Consider the following 20,003-nt stretch of genomic DNA (forward strand, 5'->3'; position numbering starts at 1 on the left):
ACATCCCCAGCGCGACCACCCCGTCCGCCGAAACCCCCGGCTCCACCGGAGGCGGCGGGGGCGGGGATGGGGGTGGGGGTGACGACAAGGGCAAAGGCGGCGACCAGACCGGCGGCACGGACACCACCGGTCTCGGGAAGGACGCCAAGCTCGCGGGAGGTGGCGTCGGCGGCGGCTGGCGCAAGGCCCACCCCGACGTCATGGAGAAGCTCGGCAAGAAGATCGGTCCTACCGAGGACGGCAAGGGCGACACCCCGGGCGACCACATGGGCGCCGCCGAGAACACGGCCCGGAACGTCGACATCGGCTTTCCAGGGTTCGGCCTGGTGGGCTCGATGACGTTCGGCTCCGCCTACAGCTCGGCCCGCACGTCGGCCGCCGACTATCTCAAGAGCGCCAAGAACCAACTGGGTGTCTGGGACGCGCAGCTCCGAGAGGGAGCCGGCGTCGTCCGGGAGGCCAACGACAAGAGCACCGCGAAGAAGAGCTGATCCCGGGGACGACATGGACTCTTACGAATATGGCATCAGCATGTACACCGCGGCGATAGGCGCCTGCTTCGTCGCCTCGGGCCTGCCATCGAACCCCGCGATCCAAACGATCTGCAGGTTCTCCGGCACTCTCATCGGCACGGTTCTCTCCAGCCCCAGCGACATCCGTGAAGCGGCCAGGAACACCCGCGAGATGACCACCACGGTCAACAACGCGGCGGCGTCCATCGACACCGCTTTGGACACCATCGACCACGACGACTGGGAGAAGATGTCGCGGCCGGAAGTCGACACCGCGGTGAAGAAGTTCACCACGCAGGCGAAGAACAGCTCGCAGGCCTACTCCGAGCTCGCCGGAGCGCTCGACCAGCTCGCCGGACACTCCTTCCAGATGGCCGTGGCCAGCGTCTCCGTGGCCACGGTCCTGGCCACCCTCTCCGCCCTCAGCGCCGCGGGCAAGCTCTTCCCGCCCACGGCGGTGGCGACGGACATCAGCGCCACCGCTTCGAGCAGCGCGGCGCTCGTCGTGCTGAGGTCGATCGTGGGCAAGAGCAAGGCCGTCTACATGGCGGCCGGCGGCGTCGCCACGGCGGCGGGCATGTTCATGGGCCAGAGCGCCTCGGAGAACATGACCAAGGCCGTCACCCCCACGGACCCCAAGAAGATGCCGGCGTTCGAGCAGGTCTACATCCCCAACCTGCCCACGTTCGACAAGGACGGCCAGCCCCTGGGCCCGAAGAAGGAGGCCTAGTCAGAGGTCCAGGCGGCGGCGGATGCGGTCGAGTTCGCCCATGACGTCCTCGAACGTCCGGTTGTAGGCGGACTCGGCCTCCTTGATCTTGCTCAAGGCGGCCTCGGGGTCCTCGACGTACTTCATCGGGTTGTCCTCGTCGCCGAACGCCTGGCCCATGGCCTCGGTGACCTGGCGCTGCAGGTCCGCAGTCGCGGCCTGGAGCTGCTGCTTGATGAGCTCGGACAGCTCGCCCGAGCTCAGCCGCATCGCCTTGGGGTGGAGCAGGAGGTCGCGTAGCCCCTCGCTGCCGTACGCGATCGTGACCAGGCCGTCGTCGTCCTGGGCCCGCCCGACGATGTCGGCCATGTTCTTCTGGAGCTCTTCGATGCGCGCGAACTGTTCGTCCGCGCCCTTGAGAAGCTTCTCGATGTCGATGTTCGCGAAGTCCCCGAACTCCTGCATCTTCACTCCACTCTCACAACATTGTTAAATCGCGCAGCAACCTATCAGCCCGACAAACCGCGCACCCAGGAATAGACCTCCAGAACGCCCAGCGCAAGCGGGAAGAGCTCGACGATCAGGATGACGTCCACGATGTCCGCCGCGCGGCCCCAGAACGGCGACGGCCGGCCCGTAGGCAGCCAGAGGCCGATGCCGACGGCGGTCAGGGCCAGCCACAGCATGACGATCGCCACGGCCACGGCCCCGATGACGCCGGACTTCGGGCCGAGGGTCATCGCCAGCAGGCCGAACGCGGCGAGACCGACGGTGATCAGCCACAGCCGCTGACGGAGGCCGCGGAAGACCCGGGCCCGCATCATCAGCGTCAGTCCGAGCGTTCCGGTCATGAGGGAGGCGACCCAGCCGCCGTACGTCGCCAGCAGCACCTCGGAGACCAGCGCCACCAGCCCGACCGCGATGATCATGCCGGTGGCGTAGCGCTGGGCGATGACGGTCCGCTCCTGGATGGCCGCGCTGTCCAGGCGCTGGTTGTCGGCCCGCAGTTCCTCCGCGGTGGTGGGCATGGCCGGGAGCGGCACCTTGGCCAGGCGGAAGGACAGCGTGGGCACCAGCGGGCTCAGCCCCAGCAGGATCGACACCGTCACCGCGGCCACTCCCGCGGGCGGCGGGCCCCACACCATGACCACGGCCGCGCCGATCGCCCCGCAGGTCGCGGCGACGGCCGTACCGAGGAATCCCGGTACGCCGTCGGAGATCAGCGCGCCCGCGATGGTCGCCACCAGCGCGGTGCAGGCGAGCGCGGCCAGCAGGTGGGGCGGGCCGACGCTCAGGACGCCGCCGCTGGCCGGTGCGAACAGGCCCGCCATGAAGCCGTACGGCAGCGCCGCGTGCCCGATCAGGGCGCCCGCCAGGGAGTCGCCCACCGCCCTCGACAGAGCCGCGCCCGTGGCCACGACCACCAGCGCCATCAGGCCCGCCACCACCGTGACGACCAGCGGGGACGCTCCGGAGAGCGCCAGGGCGAACGCGCCGACGACCAGCAGCCCGAGCGCGCCGCTCGCGCCCATCAGCCGGGTGTGCTTGGGTTCCCAGGTGCCCGAGGACTTCTTCACCCCGGTCGCGACCACGTCGGCCACGTCGTCGTACAGGGCGGGCGGCAGGATCGCCTCGCGCGGCCTGAGGTAGAGCACCTCGCCGTCGAGTATGCCCAGCGCGCCGAGGCTCTGGCCCAGGTCGAGCGGGGAGCCGCCGAGCCGCTGCAGCGTCCACCCCGGCGCGGCGGCGGACTCGCCGCCCAGCTCGTCCAGGGCGCGCAGCAGTCCGGGCAGGACGTGCGGGAGCGGGATGTCGGCGGGCAGCGCCAGGTCGGCCTTGCGCCGTGGTCCCACGATCGTCACGTGGCACAGCGGGGGCAGCGGCACGTGCACCTGGGCGAGCGAGCTGACCTGCATGGGTCCCGGCGGGTGCGGGGGGCCCTGCAGGTGCGGCGGACCTGGCAGGCGCGGTGGCCCCTGCGGAAACGGTCCCTGAACGGACGGTCCGTGGACCATCGATCCCATCGCTGGACTCCGTCCCACGAGCATCATGGACAAGAGAGAACATATCGGGTCGCTTCTGGTAAGAAGGTCAGCAACCGATACGGAGGACCATTCCACGGTGAGCATCGTCGTTGTCCGGCGACCCGAACGTCGTCCCAGCCCCAAACCTCCGCGCGGGGAGATCCTGCTCGAATCGCCTCCTGAGATCCCCGAGGTCCAGGGCCAGGGCTTCATGCTGGTGCTCACGTATCTGCCCATGGTGGCGGGCGCCGCCGCGATGGCCCTGATGTTCACCGCGGGCGGCAACTCCAATCCGATCATGTACGTGGCCAGCGGCATGTTCGCGGTGTCCATGGTCGGCATGACGCTGGGGCAGATGGGCCGCCAGGCGGGCGAGCGCAAGCACAAGCTCAACGGGGCCCGCCGCGACTACTTCCGCTACTTGTCACAGGTACGCAAGAAGGTCAGGCGGGCGGCCAAGCAGCAGCGCGAGGCACTGGAGTGGAGCGGCCCCGAGCCCGACGCGCTCTGGTGGATCGCGATGGGCCCCCGCCTGTGGGAGCGCCGGCCGCGTGACGACGACTTCAGCACGGTACGGCTCGGCACCGGTGTGCAGAAGCTGGCCATCCAGCTCATCCCGCCGGACTCCAAGCCGGTGGAGGACCTCGACGCGCTGTCGGCCGGCGCGCTGCGCAGGTTCGTCAGGGCGCACGCGACGGTGTCGGAGCTGCCGGTGGCCGTGGCGCTGGGCTCGTTCGCGCGCATCAAGCTCACCGGCGACGCGATGGCCATGCGCGAGCTGGTACGGGCCATGATCGGCCAGATGGCGGTGTTCCACTCGCCGGACGACCTGCGGATCATGGTGTGCGCCGGCCAGGAGTGGATGGGCCACTGGGACTGGGTCAAGTGGCTGCCCCACGCGCTGCACCCCGACGAGGTCGACGCCGCCGGGCCGGTGCGCCTGATGGCCGAGAACATGAGCGAGCTGGACCGCCTGGTGGGCGCCGAGCTCAAGGAGCGGGCCAGGTTCCGGCCCGGCTCGCCGGCGGACGCCCTGCCGTACCACGTGCTCATCGTCGACGGCGGGCACGTGCCGCACGACTCGCAGCTCGGCGTCGACGCCATCCAGGGCGTCACAGTGATCGACCTGTCCGGGGCCACCGGGCCGGTGGAGGAGAAGGCCACGCTCCGGCTGGAGATCCAGCTCGACGGCTTCCACATGATCAAGCTGGACCACGCCGGCAAGGAGAACAAGACCCGGCTCGGCAACCCCGACAAGCTCGACTACCTGCGGGTGGAAGGGCTGGCCAGGCAGCTCGCGCCGCTGCGCGCCTCCGCCACCAGCGGCGGCGAGGTCGAGGACGTGCTGTCGGTCAACACCACGCTGACCGACCTGCTCGGCATCGGCGACCCCCTGCGGCTGGACCCGGCGCTGACCTGGCGCCCGCGGGCGGGCCGCAACCGGCTGCGGGTGCCGATCGGCCTCGGCGCCGACGGCCGGATGGTCGAGCTGGACATCAAGGAGTCGGCGCAGGGCGGCATGGGCCCGCACGGCCTGGTCATCGGCGCCACCGGCTCCGGCAAGAGCGAGCTGCTCCGCACGCTGGTGCTCGGCCTGGCCGTCACCCATTCGTCGGAGATCCTGAACTTCGTCCTGGTCGACTTCAAGGGTGGCGCCACCTTCCTCGGGCTCGACACGCTCACCCATGTCTCCGCGGTCATCACCAACCTGGAGGACGAGCTCCCGCTGGTCGACCGCATGTACGACGCGCTGCACGGCGAGATGGTGCGCCGCCAGGAGCTGCTGCGCTCGGCCGGCAACTACGCCTCGCTGCGCGACTACGAGCGGGCCCGCGAGCAGGGCGCCCAACTGGCGCCGATGCCGACGCTCTTCGTGGTGCTGGACGAGTTCAGCGAGCTGCTGTCGGCCAAGCCGGAGTTCATCGAGCTGTTCGTGATGATCGGACGGCTCGGCCGCTCGCTCGGCGTGCACCTGCTGCTGGCCTCCCAGCGGCTGGAGGAGGGCCGGCTGCGCGGCCTGGACACGCACCTGTCGTACCGGATCGGCCTGCGGACGTTCTCGGCCATGGAGAGCCGCGTCGTGCTCGGCGTGGCCGACGCCTACGAGCTGCCGTCCGCGCCGGGCAACGGCTACCTGAAGTTCGACACCACCGGGATGACCCGGTTCAAGGCCGCGTACGTGTCCGGCCCCCACCAGAGCGACCCCCGCCACGCGGCCCCCGAGGGCGACGACAGGACGATCCGCCAGGTCGTCGAGTACGGCCCGGCCTACGCGCCGCTCCCGGTCGTGGAGGAGCCGGCCAAGGAGGTCGCCAGGACCGACGAGGAGAAGGGGCCGCGAAGCAGCCTGCTCGACATCGTCGTGGAGCGGCTGTCCGGGCACGGCCCCGCCGCGCACCGGATCTGGCTGCCGCCGCTCGGCGAGCCGCCGACCCTCGCGCACCTGCTGCCGCCGCTGACCGTCACCCCCGAGCTCGGCCTGTCCACGCCCGGCTGGGAGGGCAGGGGCCGCCTCGCCGGGGTCGTGGGCATCATCGACAAGCCGTTCGAGCAGCGTCGCGACCCGTACTGGCTGGACCTGTCGGGAGCGGCCGGTCACGTCGGCGTCGCGGGCGGCACGCAGAGCGGCAAGAGCAACGTGCTGCGCACGCTGGTGACCAGCATGGCGCTCACGCACACGCCGCGCGAGGTGCAGTTCTACTGCCTGGACTTCGGCGGTGGCGCGCTGGCCGCGCTGGACGGCCTGCCGCACGTCGGCGGCGTGGCCACCCGCATGGACGCCGACCGGGTACGCAGGACCGTCGCGGAGATCGCCACGATCCTCGCGCAGCGCGAGCGCGACTTCGCCGCGCGCGGCATCGACTCGATCAGCACCTACCGCCGACTCGTGGCCTCGGGAGAGTACGAGGGCGACGGCTGGGGCGACATCTTCCTGCTCATCGACGGCTGGCTGACCATCCGCCAGGAGTACGAGGCGCTGGAGGGGGTCATCACCGACCTCGCCGCCAGAGGGCTCGGGTACGGCATCCACATCGTCGCCTCCACCAACAAGTGGTCGGAGTTCCGGGCGGGGATCAGGGACCTGTTCGGCACCCGGCTGGAGTTCAAGCTCGGTGACGCCTACGAGTCGGAGGTCAGCCGCAAGGCGGCGCTGGCCGTACCGGAAGGCGTGCCGGGGCGCGGGTTGACCAAGGAGGGCATGCACTTCCTGTCCGCGCTGCCGCGCATCGACGGGGTGCGTGGTGCCGACGACCTGTCCGCCGGCGTGCGTTCGCTGGTGGAGGTCGTACGGGCCTCCTGGCAGGGTCCTGCCGCCCGCCCCGTGCGGCTGCTGCCGGCGATGCTGCCCGCCGCGTCGCTCCCGGAGCCCGCCCTGACCGGGCCGAACCGGATCGCCATCGGCATCGACGAGGCCGCCCTGGCGCCGGTCGCGCTCGACTTCGACGTCGACCCGCACTTCATCGTGTTCGGCGACACCGAGTGCGGCAAGTCGAACGTGCTGAAGCTCATCATGGAAGGCCTGGTCGCCAGGAAGACGCCCAAGGAATGCATGATGATCGTGTTGGACTACCGGCGCGCCCTGCTCGACACGGCGGTCACCGACCACCGCATCGGGTACGCGGCCTCCAGCACCGCCGCGGCCGAGCTGATCCAGGATGCCCGCACCGCGCTGCTCAAGCGGCTGCCCCCGGCGGACCTCACGCCGGAACAGCTCAGGGAGCGCAGCTGGTGGCAGGGCTCCGACCTGTACATCATCGTGGACGACTACGACCTGGTCGCCACCTCGAACAACCCGCTGGCACCCCTGGCCGAACTGCTGCCGCAGGCCCGCGACATCGGCCTGCACCTGATCATTTCCCGCCAGATGGGTGGCGCGAGCCGGTCCATGTTCGACCCGGCCGTCCAGCGGCTGAAGGAGATGGCGAGCCCGGCTCTGATCATGTCGGGCAACAAGGACGAGGGCGCGCTGTTCGGCAACGTACGTCCGCAGCAGCTCCCGCCGGGCCGCGGCTTCTACGTGGACAGGAGGTCGGGCGCGCGCCTGATCCAGACGGCGTTCCTGGACACGCCGTAGGTTGGCAGCCGTGTCACATGTGCGTTATCGGCTGACCGGCATGTCCTTCCCCGGCGCCGTGGACCTGACGGTGCCGGCCGACGGGCGGGCCCGGCTGGAGCACGCGCGGGCGAGCGGCCTCCGGGCCTGGACGGCCGAGCTGGACCGGGCCGTGTGGCCCTGGCTGCTGGACGCGCTGCGCGCTTCGGGCTTCCCCGAGGTGGCGGCGCCCGCGCCGGTGCCGGGCTCCACGCTGCGCGAACTGAGCATGATCGATGGCGAGCTGACCGGGTCGGTGCTGTTCGGCTGGGACGACGGCGGCGAGCTGGGGTTGGAGCCGGCTCTGCGGATACTCGACGCGCTGGTGCACCAGGTCAGCGGGGGTGCCGTCAGGGAAACGGCGAACGAGCTGCCGAGGCTGGCCCACCGCTCCGCGCCGGACCCCACGCTGCCGCCGCCCGATCCCGGCTCGCCGGCCGCCGCCGCCTTCGGCACCGTGGGCGGGCTGCCCGCCTACGCGCTGTCCCGCCCCGGTCGTACCTTCGCCCTGTACGGGCTGCCGTACGAGGAGGAGCTGGGTGCCGCCACCGTCACCGACGCGCCCACCCGGGCGATCGCGCTCGGCGCGGCCGGTGGCCGGGAGATCGTCGCCACCGGCGGCGACGACCTGGTCATCAGGGTCTGGGACACCGGCACCGGACAGCAGCTCCACGCCGCGGCGGGCCATGACGGCCCGGTCCTGGCGGTGACCGCGGCCGGCGGGCTGATCTACACCGGCGGCGCCGACGGCGTCCTGCGTGTCTGGGACGCCGCGGGATCGCTGGGCTCGCTGGCGGACCGGCACGAGGGCGCGATCAACGCGGTGCGCGCCCACGGCACCCTCCTGGTCGCCGGCTCCGACGACGGGATGGTGCGGCTCACCGACCTGTCGAACGGCCGCACCCTGCACTCGCTGTACGGCCACGAGGGCTGGGTGAACGCGGTCGCCACCGGTGACGGGCTCGTCGCGTCGGCGGGCGCCGACCGGCTCGTCCGGATCTGGGACGCCGGCACCGGGCAGGAGCTACGCGCGCTGGAGGGTCACTCGTCGAGCGTGACCGGGCTGGTGTTCCTCACCGTGGCGGGACGTCCGGCGCTGGCGTCCTGCGCGCTCGACGGCCGGGTGACCATCCACGACCCGCACACCGGCACGCTCCTGGCGGAATGGCGGTCCGGCGACTGGGCCGCCGACATCACCACCGCAGCCCCCCAAGGGTCGGCAACCACCGCGTCCGCCGCAGCGCCGGAACGGCTGGTCACCGCAGGTGACGGGGTCCGGGTCTGGGCGGTCGACGGCACGCTGGTGCGGGAGCTCACCGACTCCGTCGCGGACGCGGTCGCCACCGATGGGACGCTCCTGGCCGCCGGGTCCCCCGACGGCACGTTGCGATCCTGGCGGCCGGCCGACGGCTTCCGGCCCAGGGCATCCGCGGACGGCGGCACCACCGCACCCAGCGACAGCATCCCCGCCGCCCCCACAGATGGCGGCATCACCAGCCTGGCGTTCGACGGTGGAAGCCTGGTCTGCGGCACCGGCAGTGGCACCGTCCGCGTACACGATCCCGTGGGCGGTGTGGTCGCGGTGCCGACCCCGCACACCGGCCAGGTGCTCGCGCTCGCCCTCGACGGCGACCTGCTGGTCTCCGGCGGCATGGACGGCACGGTCAGGACCTGGGACGCGACCTCGGGCCGCCCGCTGCGCCGCCTGACCGCACACACGGCGGGCGTCACGTGCGTGGCCACCGGCCGGTCCGGCGACCGGGTCGTGATCGCGTCGAGCGGGTACGACCGGGTGCTCAGGACCTGGGACGCGGCGACGGGCCGGCCGCTGTCGGCCGTGCATGGGCACCCGCTGCCGGTGTACGCGCTGGCGTTCGGCACGGTCGGCGGCCGGGCGGTGCTCGCCTCCGGCAGCTATGACGGGCTGGTGCCCGTGCGCGACGCCGAGACGGGCGAGGACGTCGTGGTGCTCGGCGGCAACCCGGGCACGGTCAGATGCCTGCGCTTCCTCGGTCCCGACGTGCTGGCGGTGGGCTGCGACGACGGCACCGTACGGCTGTGGCACCTGCCGGACGGCGTGCAGGCCGGCGAGACCCGGCTGGGTGCCGTCCCCCTCGCCCTGTCCGGCGATCTGTACGCGGTCACCCAGAACGGCCTGAGCCGCCTGACACCCCCAGAACCGCACCCCGCCACGCCCCCGTAAGAGCGCCGTCTACCCCGGGCCGAGCACGTCGTCCATGCCCAGCTGATCAAGGACCTTGAGCGCCAGCTCGGCGTATGACGCCTCATAGAGGAAGTCGAACGACCTGCTGCCAGGTGCCTCGTCGCGGTGTCCGATCGTGACACCGCGCAATTCCGTCGGCGCGAACTCCGCCCGTACAAGCAGCACCGAGCCGTCCGGCAGCACGTACCTGCCGTCGACGAACCGGCTGAGAGCCGCCCGCACGCGCCTGCCGAAGTAGCCCAGGTCCGCCTGTGACATGTCGGACCGGTAGGCGAACTTGACGGTGTACTCGGTAACGCGCCGTACCACTCCGTCTTTTGGTTTGAGGGTCAGGTCGCGACGCTCGATGGCCGCGCCCCCCGGATCACGTGCCCCCATCTTCACCGGCTCGACCTGCCTGCGCGCGGCCACCAGCTCGGCCGGGCCGAAGGCGTGCGGTTTCCCCCCGTGCGGCGTGGCCCCCCAGTCGGTGACCGCCTCGCCCACCCTTCGCATGTCCCATGCCGCCTGCCTGTGCGCGGCTACGGCGTCCGGCCTGGGAGCCGGTTCGGTCGTCTGCGGGGGGCCGAGCACGTCGTCCATGCCCAGCTGATCGAGGACCTTGAGCGCCAGATCGACGTGTGACGCCCCGTGGGGGAAGTCGGACGGCTTACTGCCAGGTGCCTCGTCGCGGTGTCCGATCGTGACACCGCGGCGTTCCGCCGGCACGAACTCCGCCCGGACGAGCAGCGTCGAGCCGTCCGGCAGCACGTACCTGCCGTTGACGAACTGGTCGAGACCTGCCCGCACGCGCGTGCCAAGGTGACCCAGCGGCGATGTGTCGGACCGGTAGGCGAACCTGACGGTGTACTCCGTGACGGGCCGCATCACTCCGTCGCGTGCCTTGACGGTCAGGTCGCGACGCTCGATGGCCGCGACCTCCGGGTCACGTGCCCCCATGTGCACCGGCTGGACCCGCCTGCGCGCGGCCACCAGCTCGGCCGGGCTGAAGGCGTGCGGCTTCCCCCCGTGCGGCCTGGCCCCCCAGTCGGCGACCGCCTCGCCCACCCTTCGCGCGTCCCATGCCGGCCCTTTGTTCTGCGGGTGCCCCGCAGGAGCCTTGGGCGGCCCGGCGGGCTGCCCGCCTCCCTGGTCGTCGTGCAGTTGCTCCACGAGCGTGCCGAAGTCATCGCCGCCGTACGCGCGGCCCTGCCACTCGCCCCCCTGCCTGGCCCTCAGTTCGGTCGTGACGCGGACGTAGTCAGGCGATCCGTCGGCCAGGACGGGCGAGCGCTCCGCCGCCTCGCTGAACAAGGTGGCGGCGCGGCGGACGCCGGCCTCGCTGGGTGGCTCGCCGAAGAACTCTCCGGCCGCCCTCCGCATGACCTGCGGTCCTGTCTCGCCCGGTTGTGGCCGCCCGTCGGTGTAGGCGAACCACTCGCGCAGCCTCGACAGGCCCTCGATCATCCTCGCGTCGGCATGACCGCCCCCCAGCACCGCCTCGCTCCGCGCCCTGACCCAGGCCCCGTCGAGCGGTCCCACGTCCGGCTTCCAGCCGAGGAAGGTCACCAGGCCGGACAGTCGGCGCAGATCTCGTACCGTCACGGCATCGGGGGCGGCGCCGTAGAGCGAGTGGGCGGTGTCCACGAGCGCGCGGACGTAGTCGAGATGGCGCTGGGTGAGCCGATCGCCGAACAGGGCATAGGCGCGATCCAGCATCCGCACGTGGTCGATCAGGTCGCCGTCCCGATGCGGGAATTTGCCGAGCAGGTCTCTCAGGTGGTCGGACAGGCGCAGCTGTTCCGGCCTGTACGCGGCCCGCGTCCACTCGTCGGCCGGCTGCCGGAACCCGGCCTCCCCCTCGACGAACCGCTGCGACGCGGGCACCAGGTCGTCGAAGTGCACCAGGTGGTGGTCGCGCAGCGCGGCCACCGGCGGGACTTCGTGGCCCGCGTGGTCCAGCAGCACGCCGCCGTCCGCTTTCACGCGGAGCGCGTCGCCCATCAGGTTGTCGCCCGGCTCCATGTGCCGGTCGGTGAGCGTCCGGCGGCCCCGCTCCGGGGGTTCGAGGTACTCGTCCGCCAGCCCGAGGTGGTGCCCGATCTCGTGGGCGTGGATGTGCCCGTCGTTGTCGGCGTACCAGGTCAGCATGTCGGCGCGGCCATCGGCGGCACGGAAGGTCACCACCTCGAGATCGCCGGGCTGCGCGTTACGCACTTCCTGGAACTCCAGCCGGACGTGCAGCTGGCTGCCGTCGCGGAGCCGGTGCTGGTGGTTGTAGTACCGGTCCACACCGTCGAGCGCGTTGGACTTGAGCCGCGCGACCTGCTCGGACGTCATACCCTTCTCGGCGACGTACTTGATCTTGACCGTGAACTCGGTCACCGTCCGGACCTCGTCGCCGCGGATCGCGAAACGGCGTGCCTCCACGAGAGCGCTGGCATCGAGCACCGGACGCTGCGGGTTACGGCTCTCGACCACCCACGGATCCGCGTTCTTCCTGAGGTGGGCCCATTCGCTCGCTCTGACCGCCTGCCGCGGGTCTATGCAATTGGACAGAACGCCCCGGAGCTTGTCCAAGACGGACTCGCCGTGGACCGGCAGGAGCGGAGTGCGGTAGTCGGGATCGAACTCGTAACTGCGGACCGGGCGCGCCCGCATACGGTCGCCAGAGTCGCCGGCCGACGAGGGCCGCTCCGGCGGGACGGCGTCCGGCGCGCGAGGCGGTGTGGTTCCCTCGAACGTCCGGGGCCGCTGCCCGAACTCCGGGCCCGCCGCCCGCGGCTCCACGATCATGGACCCGGGGGGCGCGTCCAGCACCGACACCGTGCCGCTGGCGTTCTCCGCGATCTTCTCGAAGGCGAACTTGACGCTGGCGTACCAGTCCTCGTGGCCGCGGAACTCCGTCCGCAGCGCCTCGATGCGCGTCCGCAGCGTCTCGACGTCGCTCTTGCTGAGCGGGTTGGGCGCCCAGTCGGCCAGCACTCCCTTGTCGCGGAAGAAGTGGCGGACGAAGGGACTGTCCGTGTCGGGCAGCCGCCCGGTGAAGGTCTTGTCGCCGTCGTAGCCCCTGACGATGCCGTCGCGGCCGGCGAGGAAGTCGTGCGTGGCGCGGCCCGGGGAGAAGCGGTCGTGGTTGCCGGTCAGCGCGTCCAGCAGGCCGAGCAGGATCCCCTCGCGGGTGTTGTGCAGCCGCGACATGTACCACTTGTCGTCCGGCTCGCCCCGGACCGGCACGTGCTCGCCGTCGACCCAGTCGATGAGCAGGTGACGCTCGCCGGTGATGTGGGTCGCGGGGACCTCGGCGCCGACCGTGCGGCCGAGCCGCGAGTTGAGATGCTCGCGGTCCCGCCGGTCCGTCCCGGAGAACTCCTTCTCGACGGCGTGGCTGCCGTCGGCCAGCGTGGCTTTGTCCAGCTTCACGGTTTCACCGCGGGCCCCGCTCAGCGGCTCGCGCGCCACCACGCCGCGGGAGGCGCTCTCGCCGAACGCCGCGTGGTCCCTGAGCCGGGGGGATCCGGGCTCGCCCGAGCGCGACCAGTTGATCAGCTCGTCGACACTGCGCTGCGTGGTCCGCGGGTGCGGCGGGGCGTCCCCGCCGTCGGGCAGCGTGCGGTGGCCGGTCTCGCCGGCGTCCGCGAGCCTGGTGTATCCGGCGTCCGCCGCGTCATCGGGCCTGGTGCCGTCCGGAGGGCCGTCCCGAAGGCCTGGGTTGTCGGGACGCGCGTGCCCGTCCGGCGGCCTGGGTCCGACGTGGCCGCCGTCCGGGCTCCAGCTCGCCCAGTGCGAGTCGGCGCCACCGATCACGCCCGACGTCAGGCCCTTCAGCACCAGCAGCCCGTCGATGTGCTCGTCGCCGTCCCACAGCTGCGAGATCAGCACGGTACCGGCGTTCGCCACCCCCGACTGGCCCATCAGCATCCACAGCGAGCGCGTCGGGAACGCCCACGCCAGCCCGGTCAGCAACCCCCCGGTCAGCGCTCCGGTGGCCGCCGACGACCCCACCTGCCGCCAGTCCACCCCCTCCCGGCGCGACTGCGTCAGCTGGACCAGGAGATCCATCCCGCCGAGCAGCCCGCCGAACAGCGCGATGTTGATCAGCAACCGGCGGGCGAACTGGCGTACCGTCCACCGCGCCGCCTGGGCGCGTACCCCCATCAGCCGTAACGTCAGCCCGCCCGCGGGCGACACCAGCGCCCACATCAGCCACGCCAGCTGCACCACCAGCAGCAGTACGGCCAGCCGCATCATCCGTTTGGTGAACTCGAGCTGCACCCCCAGCTCGTTGCAGGCGAGCGCCAGGTCCACCAGGGACCGCACCAGAGCCGCCTGGCGGCCGCCCACGTCCTTCGACACCCGCTTCTGGAAAGCCCGGAGTGCCGCTCCGTCCCACCCCTCGGCGCCCAGCCGTATGCCGTCGCCGTCCGCTCCGGCGGCCACGTCGCGGGCCGCCTTCACCAGCCCGTCGGCCAGCCGGAACAGACCGCCTTCCTTCCCCTTGGGCCAGTCCGTGCCCAGCACCCAGCCCGCCCACGGACGGGCCCACTCGGGCACCGGTATCCCATCAAGCAGCACGCGGGTCAGCCCTGAGTGTCGATCTCGGCGGCCTCGTACGTGTTGGCGTTGACGCGCATCCCGTCGCCGACACCTTCCAACTCGTCGATGTAGTCCTCGAAGCCCTTGAAGATGGCCTTCGTCCGGAGGGGGAAGCTCTTCTCGAACTCCGCGCCGTACTGGTCGTCCCCCATGGGCCGCCCCTCGGCGATGAACACGTCGCGCAGTGCGTCACGGACCTTGCGCACGTGCTCGGCCTCCTCCTTCGCGACTACGGCCCCCTGCCGGATATTTGCCCATTGCGCAGAGTAGCTGCCTTCCTGCCCCAATCGTTTCTCCTTCCTCAAGGACATCTCAGATAACTGTCCACTATGCTCATGTTTCGTGCACTTCACAGCAGAACGTCTGGGGGTCCGATGAGCGGCTGGGTCGATGTGCACTACCAGGCGCTCGAAGAATGCGGAAAACGGGCCCGCAAGGTGGCGAACATGCTCGACCTGGACGACGCGTTCGAGGGCACCAAGTCCTCGGCACCGACCGGGCAGACCTCGTCGAAGACGTTCGGCGCCCTCAAGGACTCCGGCGACCTGGCCACGGATGTCGACAAGGTGTGGCGGGCGCTCGAGGAAGAGTTACAGGCGGGCAAGAGCCGGCTGAACAGTGTCGAGAAGGCGATCGACCAGGTGGAGACCAACCTGCGCAAGGCCGCGAAGGCCTCCGGCGGATGAGCGGGGTCAGCGACCTGCCCGGTGGTGACCGGCTCGCCGCGCTTCTCACGAAAGTGACCGGGAATCCACAGGCGATCAGGAACACCGCCGGCGCCTGGCGGGCGGCGGCCGGTCACGTCACCAGGTCGACCAACTCCCTGACCAAGGCGGTCGGCGAGGTGGACAAGGCGTGGCAGGGCGGCTCGGCCGACGCCTTCACCAAGTACATGAACGCCTACCCACGGGCGAGCACCGATCTCAACGAAGCGCTGACGGCCTGCGCCGACGCTCTCGACAAGGCGGCCACCTCGCTGGAGGACGCCCACGGCAAGGTCAACGCGCTCTGCCAGGACGCGGTCGAGCGCGCGGCAACGTACAAGACCCAGTACGCGAAGCTGAACCCCAAGGCCACGGCGCAGGACGCCGAAGCCGCGCTGGCCCGTACGACGATCGTCAGCGGCAACGTCACGCAGGCCGAGAGCCTGGTCGAGAAGGCCGAAGGCGACCTCGAGGACGCCAAGAAGGCGCTGGCCAAGCAGCTCGGCGCGGATGCCGGGTTCGGCTTCTTCACCAAGGTCCCCCTGCCGGACGGGGCCGACTTCGAGGCGGGCGACCACAAGGTCGAGTGGGTCAGGACGCCGTTCGATGACAAGCGCACCACGCTGGAGTCGGCGGCCGCCGCCGGTGGCAGCGACGGCGGCGGCGCGAGCGGCGGCGCCGGCTACGCCTACAGCGGCGGCGTCTCCTCGGCCGGCAACACCCCCGCGCCCAAGCCCGAGGTCGTGGCATGGATCAAGGAGGCACTCCGGGTCATCAAGTCGCCGGAGATGGCCGCGGAGCTGCGGAAAAGGGGCCTGCTGGACAAGCTCCAGGACCTCGACCCGAACGACCCCAAGGCCATCGAGCGGATCTGGGCCATCATCCACCACGAGTCCGGGGGCAACCCGAGCGCCATCAACAACTGGGACATCAACGCCAAGAACGGTGTGCCGTCACAGGGACTGATGCAGACCATCCCGCCCACGTTCGACCACAACAGCCTGCCGGGATACAAGCAGATCCTGGAGCCGGTGGACAACATCATCGCCGGGGTGCTGTACACGTACGACCGGTACGGATCGCTCGCCAACCACCCGGGCATCGAGTCGATGGAGCAGGGCGGCCCGTACCGGCCCTACTAGGTCGTGTGCTGCTCGGGCTCCACCCAGTCGAACTTCTCATAGCCCTTGGGCAGGTCGCCGGGCTTGTCCGGCGCCTGGAACGACGGGAACCCCTTCGCGTTGATGGTCGCCTGCTCGAAGTCCACCTCGGCGGCGCCGCTCGGCTTGATGTAGCCGAACTGGTGCTCCTTCTTGACCACGGTGGACATGATGTCTCCCGCTCCACGCAGACCCGACACCAGCGTCAAGGTCATGATGGCCACCGCGCCGTTGGTTCCGGAGGCGATGAACTTCTCCAGCAGGCCGCCATACAGCTTGGTGTGCGGGAACGCCTGCAGTCGCTTGGCGAACAGCAGCAAGGTGAGCGTGGTCACGCCCAGCGTGGCCAGTTTGACCCAGTAGCTCCGGTACCCGGCGGCCACCTCGTCGACCATCCCACCCACGTCACCGAGCACGCCGCGCAGCGCGCCGATCTCCCGGTGGAAGATCCACACGACCCGCTCGAACTCCTGCTGGTCGAGGGCGATCCAGCCGCTCCGCGACGTGGCGACGAGCTGGGGCAGCAGTTGCTTGACCCCGTCGTCGAGCCGGCCCGCGATGCCGTTCTTCCAGTTCGTGGCCGCCTGCGCCATGCCCGGCTCGTTGGCGATGGCCGTGCCCGCGACGACCACGGCGGGGACGAGCCAGGCCGAGATCCGGCCCAGCCTCTTCAGCGACTCCAGCACCTTGGGCCCGATCGGCTCCGGCATCGTCGGAGGCGGCCCGAAGGTGGGCGGCTTGTAGGGGTTGTAGGCGCCGTACGAGGTGGGCGAGTTGTAGCCGGGATATCTGTAGGGCGAGTAGCCGGTGTTCGCGGTGGGGGGCGTGTTGTAGGCGGGGTGCGAGTAGTTGCGTATGTTCCCGTACTCGCTCATTTGCGATACCTCACGGCGCTGTGCTTCTCGGCCGCGCGCCAGTTGCGCTCCCCGATGCTGAGCGCCCCCACCCAGCTGTCCACTGTCTCCTCCGCCTGGCCCAGCGTGCTGTCGGCCCAGCGACACATGCCGTCGTAGGTGCCGCCCAGCACCATTTCCCCCAGTACGCCGAAGCCCGGGGCCTCGACCCCGACCGTGCCGACGAGGCTCCTGACGAAGGAAATGGCCGCCTTCAGCTCGTCGTCAACCCGATCGCGCGTGTGACCGATGGCCGTGGAGGTGACATAGATCTCCTGCCCCGGCGCAACCGCTTTCGTCGTCATATGTACGAATTCTTCCCGATGTCGTCCCTTACCTCCCTGTTTGCACGGCAGTCTTAATGATCAGTTAGACGATTGGACGGCTGCCGATGGCTGTTCGTTAACCTGCTGCCGATGCCGTGGAGCGCATGGATTCCAGTGACCCCCGTCTCGACGAGCTCGACCGGCTCGTACAGGCCAGCGAACGGACGATGCGCGAGCTCGAAGAGGCCACGCGGGAGCTACGTCAGCTGACCGGATCAGGCGAGAGCCGCGGCGGAACGGTGTCCGCGCGGGTGGACGCCGACAGCAAACTCGTCGAGGTGCGGATCACCCATCGGGCCATGCGGCTGGAACCGGAAGAGCTGGGCCACGACGTGGTGGAGGCCGTACGCGCCGCCCAGGAGGACCACGAGCGGCAGGCCCGCGAACTGCTCGGGCTGCAGCCCGTCGGCGAGGATCTGCTGGGCACGTTCAAGCGCGACCTGGACGAACTGCAGGACGCCTACGCCAGGGAGACCGGCGAACGACTCGAAGGGATGCGCCGCACGCAGCGCTCCTGGGAGGACTGAGCGCCAACGACGGCGGGGCCGGTGAGGATCGCTCCTCACCGGCCCCGCTGTTCGCTTACGGGCTGTCTCAGCCGCAGTTGCTGTATCCGGCGTTGGTGCTGCCGGAACCGGCGCTGCCCGAGAACTTCACGCACTTGCCCTTGGCGGGCAGCTTGACCGGACCGGCGTAGTACTCATAGCTGCCGGAGTCGGTCCTGCTCCCCCCGCCCTGAACATCGAGCGTGGCGCTGACCGGGGTCTTCTGACCCACGTTCGCGGTCTTCATGGTGACCACGCAGTTCTCACCGGTACCGCTGTTGTAGAGCTGGTACGTCACCCCGCCCGAGAACGCGCCGCTGCGCTGCACGCTGAACCCGCCTCCGCAGACCTGCGCCGGCGTGTAGGGGTTCGTCTTGGGCGGCGTCGGGGTCGGCTTGGCGGTGGTCTTCGTGGGCGTCGGCTTGGCCGTGGTCTTGGTCGGCGTGGGCGTCGGCTTGGCGGTGGTCTTGGTCGGCGTCGGCTTGGGCGACTGGGTCGTCTTCGTCGGCGTCGGCCTGGGTTCCTCGGTGGTCTTCGTCGGCGTCGGCTCCGGCTCCCTGGTCTTCGTCGGCTCCTGCGTCGGCGTGGGGTCCGGGTCCTTCGACTTCGTCGGCTCCTGCGTCGGCGTCGGGTCCTTCGACTCGGTGGGAGTCGGGGTGGGCCGGTGCTTCCTGTTCTTGCGCTCGCTCGGCGTGGCGGTGGGCTGCGTCGCCGTCGGCTGGGCCGCGGGCTGCGTCACCGTCGGCTGGGTCACCGGCTGCGTGAGGATCGGCTGCGGCGTCGGCACCGTGCTGAACTCCGGAGCGGTGGGCGCCGACGAGGGATAGTCGGTCGGCAGCACCAGCGGGGCCACGTCGGTCGGGTCCGGGCTCGCGGAGGCCCAGGGCACCGTCACGTCGGGCTGCGACTGCTGAGGATTGGGCTGGCCGGGCAACTGCTGCTGCGGCTGCCCCTGCCCCTGCGTGGACGAGTCACCGCCGCCCCCGCCGATCGCGAGCGTGCCGCCCTTCTTGGCCTCGGCCGCGGAGTTGGACACCGGCTCCAGCTTGGCGTAGTGGCCCGCGCCCCACAGCCCCACGCCGGACAGCAGCGCGACCGCCGTGACGGCCGCGGCGAGCCCGATGGGGAACGACTTGCGCCGAGGGGCGGCGCCGCCGCCGTGCTGCGTTGGCGCCTGCCATACCTGGGACGGCGGCTGCTGCCCGCCGGGCGCCCCTTCCCACGGCCCCTGCTGCGGCACGGGCGGCGGGCCCCACGTCTGCTGCGGGACCGGCACCCCTTCGAGCGGCGCCTGGTGCTCGGCCAGCGCCTGGTGCTCGGTCGGCGCCTCCAACGGCGGGAGCTGGATGGTCTGCGGCGGGAAGAGCTCTCCCTCCGGCGCCTGCGGGGGCGGCGGCACCGTGGCGACGACGCCCACCCGCGGCGCTGCGGCGCCACTCTTGTCGCCGAGCAGTTGCAGCAGCGCCGTGTAGGTGGTCGGCCGCTGCGCGACGTCCTTGGACAGAGCGGAGAGCACCACCCGGCGCAGCGGCTCGGCCAGCGCGCCTACCTCGGGCTCCCCGTTGAGCACCGCCTGGGCGTCGTGCCCGAAGGGGGGCTGCCCGGTCGCGGCGAAGACGATCGTGGCGGCCCAGGCGAACACGTCGGCGTAAGGGCCGTATCCCAGCCCGCTGAGCTGCTCGGGCGAGCGGTAACCGAGCTCGCCGGCGGCCTCGCCGAGGTCGATGTCGGTCACGCGGGGGCCGTCCGCGGCGAGGAGCACGTTGTGCGGGGTGAGCCCACGGTGCGTGACGCCGGCGAGGTGCACGGCGGTCAGCGCGGTCAGCACGCCGACGGCCACCCGCTCCAGGGTGTCGCCGTCGAGCGGCCCATCGGCCGCCACCGCCTCTGCCAGGCTGCGGCCCTCGATGTGCTCGCGCACGATGTACGGCTGCTCGTCGTGCATTCCGGCGTCCAGCGTCCTGGCGACGTACACGCTCGAAATACGCTGGACACCCTTGTACCGCTCAGCGTCCTGCGGCCCCGCGCCGGGCACGGCGGGGAGCAGCTTGATCACTCGGGTGGGTCCGTCCTCGGACTCCTTGCCGAGGTACGCGACTCCCCGCGGCCCCTCGTCCAGCCGTCCGGAAAGGGTGTGAGCTCCTAAACGCTCAGGATCACCCGGCCGCAGAGGGTGCATCTCTTTCCCTTCAAGTCAAAACTCGATGCTGCAAGTGCATTCAACCAAATCTGTCACAG

Annotated in this window: 14 protein-coding genes; 7 read left to right on the top strand and 7 right to left on the bottom strand. The window is 70.9% G+C overall.

Annotated elements, in window-relative coordinates; all coding sequences use genetic code 11:
• Both KME78_RS23215 and KME78_RS23220 read left to right on the top strand, forming a co-directional pair.
• On the top strand, positions 1–491 hold a 491-nt coding region (locus tag KME78_RS23215; RefSeq protein ID WP_219531253.1), incomplete at its 5' end, for a hypothetical protein.
• 13 nt (positions 492–504) lie between these two features.
• Positions 505–1,242 (top strand): hypothetical protein, encoded by a 738-nt coding sequence (locus tag KME78_RS23220; RefSeq protein ID WP_219531254.1) that lies wholly within the window; start codon positions 505–507, stop codon positions 1,240–1,242.
• On the opposite strand, the gene KME78_RS23225 is transcribed toward KME78_RS23220, so the two are convergent.
• Positions 1,243–1,686, bottom strand: coding sequence for a YbaB/EbfC family nucleoid-associated protein (locus KME78_RS23225; RefSeq protein WP_219531255.1), 444 nt, complete (start codon positions 1,684–1,686; stop codon positions 1,243–1,245). It lies immediately after the preceding gene.
• 44 nt (positions 1,687–1,730) lie between these two features.
• The gene (eccD, locus tag KME78_RS23230) at positions 1,731–3,137 is read right to left on the bottom strand and encodes a type VII secretion integral membrane protein EccD (RefSeq protein ID WP_246651711.1); all 1,407 of its coding nucleotides are present in this window, start codon (positions 3,135–3,137) and stop codon (positions 1,731–1,733) included.
• 205 nt (positions 3,138–3,342) lie between these two features.
• Between eccD and eccCa the strand changes: the two genes are divergently transcribed.
• Entirely contained in the window at positions 3,343–7,320 is a 3,978-nt protein-coding gene (eccCa, locus tag KME78_RS23235; RefSeq protein ID WP_219531256.1) for a type VII secretion protein EccCa, read from the top strand.
• Between the two features lie 10 nt (positions 7,321–7,330).
• Positions 7,331–9,541, top strand: coding sequence for a WD40 repeat domain-containing protein (locus tag KME78_RS67260; protein WP_219531257.1), 2,211 nt, complete (start codon positions 7,331–7,333; stop codon positions 9,539–9,541).
• A gap of 9 nt (positions 9,542–9,550) precedes the next feature.
• Here KME78_RS67260 and KME78_RS23245 read toward each other — a convergent pair whose 3' ends face one another.
• Positions 9,551–14,116 carry a WXG100-like domain-containing protein gene (locus KME78_RS23245; protein ID WP_219531258.1) on the bottom strand — a complete coding sequence of 1,522 codons (4,566 nt, stop codon included), beginning with the start codon at positions 14,114–14,116 and terminating at the stop codon, positions 9,551–9,553.
• Positions 14,117–14,121: 5 nt separating this feature from the next.
• A complete protein-coding gene (locus KME78_RS23250) occupies positions 14,122–14,343 on the bottom strand; it encodes a hypothetical protein (protein ID WP_219531259.1) in 222 nt (73 codons plus the stop codon).
• A 168-nt stretch (positions 14,344–14,511) separates the two neighbouring features.
• Here KME78_RS23250 and KME78_RS23255 point away from each other — a divergent pair, with 168 nt between their 5' ends.
• Together KME78_RS23255 and KME78_RS23260 are read left to right on the top strand one after the other, a co-directional pair.
• Complete coding sequence (locus KME78_RS23255) at positions 14,512–14,823, top strand: hypothetical protein (RefSeq protein ID WP_214633413.1); 312 nt, start codon at positions 14,512–14,514, stop codon at positions 14,821–14,823.
• On the top strand, positions 14,820–15,983 hold the full coding sequence (locus tag KME78_RS23260) for a WXG100 family type VII secretion target (protein WP_219531260.1): 1,164 nt from the start codon (positions 14,820–14,822) through the stop codon (positions 15,981–15,983). The genes KME78_RS23255 and KME78_RS23260 overlap by 4 nt, the downstream gene beginning before the upstream one ends.
• On the opposite strand, the gene KME78_RS23265 is transcribed toward KME78_RS23260, so the two are convergent.
• Together KME78_RS23265 and KME78_RS23270 are read right to left on the bottom strand one after the other, a co-directional pair.
• On the bottom strand, positions 15,980–16,876 hold the full coding sequence (locus KME78_RS23265; RefSeq protein ID WP_219531261.1) for a hypothetical protein: 897 nt from the start codon (positions 16,874–16,876) through the stop codon (positions 15,980–15,982). The genes KME78_RS23260 and KME78_RS23265 overlap by 4 nt on opposite strands.
• The gene (locus KME78_RS23270; protein WP_219531262.1) at positions 16,873–17,199 is read right to left on the bottom strand and encodes a hypothetical protein; all 327 of its coding nucleotides are present in this window, start codon (positions 17,197–17,199) and stop codon (positions 16,873–16,875) included. The genes KME78_RS23265 and KME78_RS23270 overlap by 4 nt, the downstream gene beginning before the upstream one ends.
• A gap of 125 nt (positions 17,200–17,324) precedes the next feature.
• Between KME78_RS23270 and KME78_RS23275 the strand changes: the two genes are divergently transcribed.
• On the top strand, positions 17,325–17,747 hold the full coding sequence (locus tag KME78_RS23275; protein WP_219531263.1) for a YbaB/EbfC family nucleoid-associated protein: 423 nt from the start codon (positions 17,325–17,327) through the stop codon (positions 17,745–17,747).
• 67 nt (positions 17,748–17,814) lie between these two features.
• Here the strand turns inward: KME78_RS23275 and KME78_RS23280 are convergent, their stop codons facing one another.
• On the bottom strand, positions 17,815–19,944 hold the full coding sequence (locus tag KME78_RS23280; RefSeq protein ID WP_219531264.1) for a serine/threonine protein kinase: 2,130 nt from the start codon (positions 19,942–19,944) through the stop codon (positions 17,815–17,817).
• Positions 19,945–20,003 lie beyond the last annotated feature (59 nt).

This window comes from Nonomuraea guangzhouensis, from assembly GCF_019396345.1.
GTDB classification, from domain to species: Bacteria; Actinomycetota; Actinomycetes; order Streptosporangiales; family Streptosporangiaceae; genus Nonomuraea; species Nonomuraea guangzhouensis.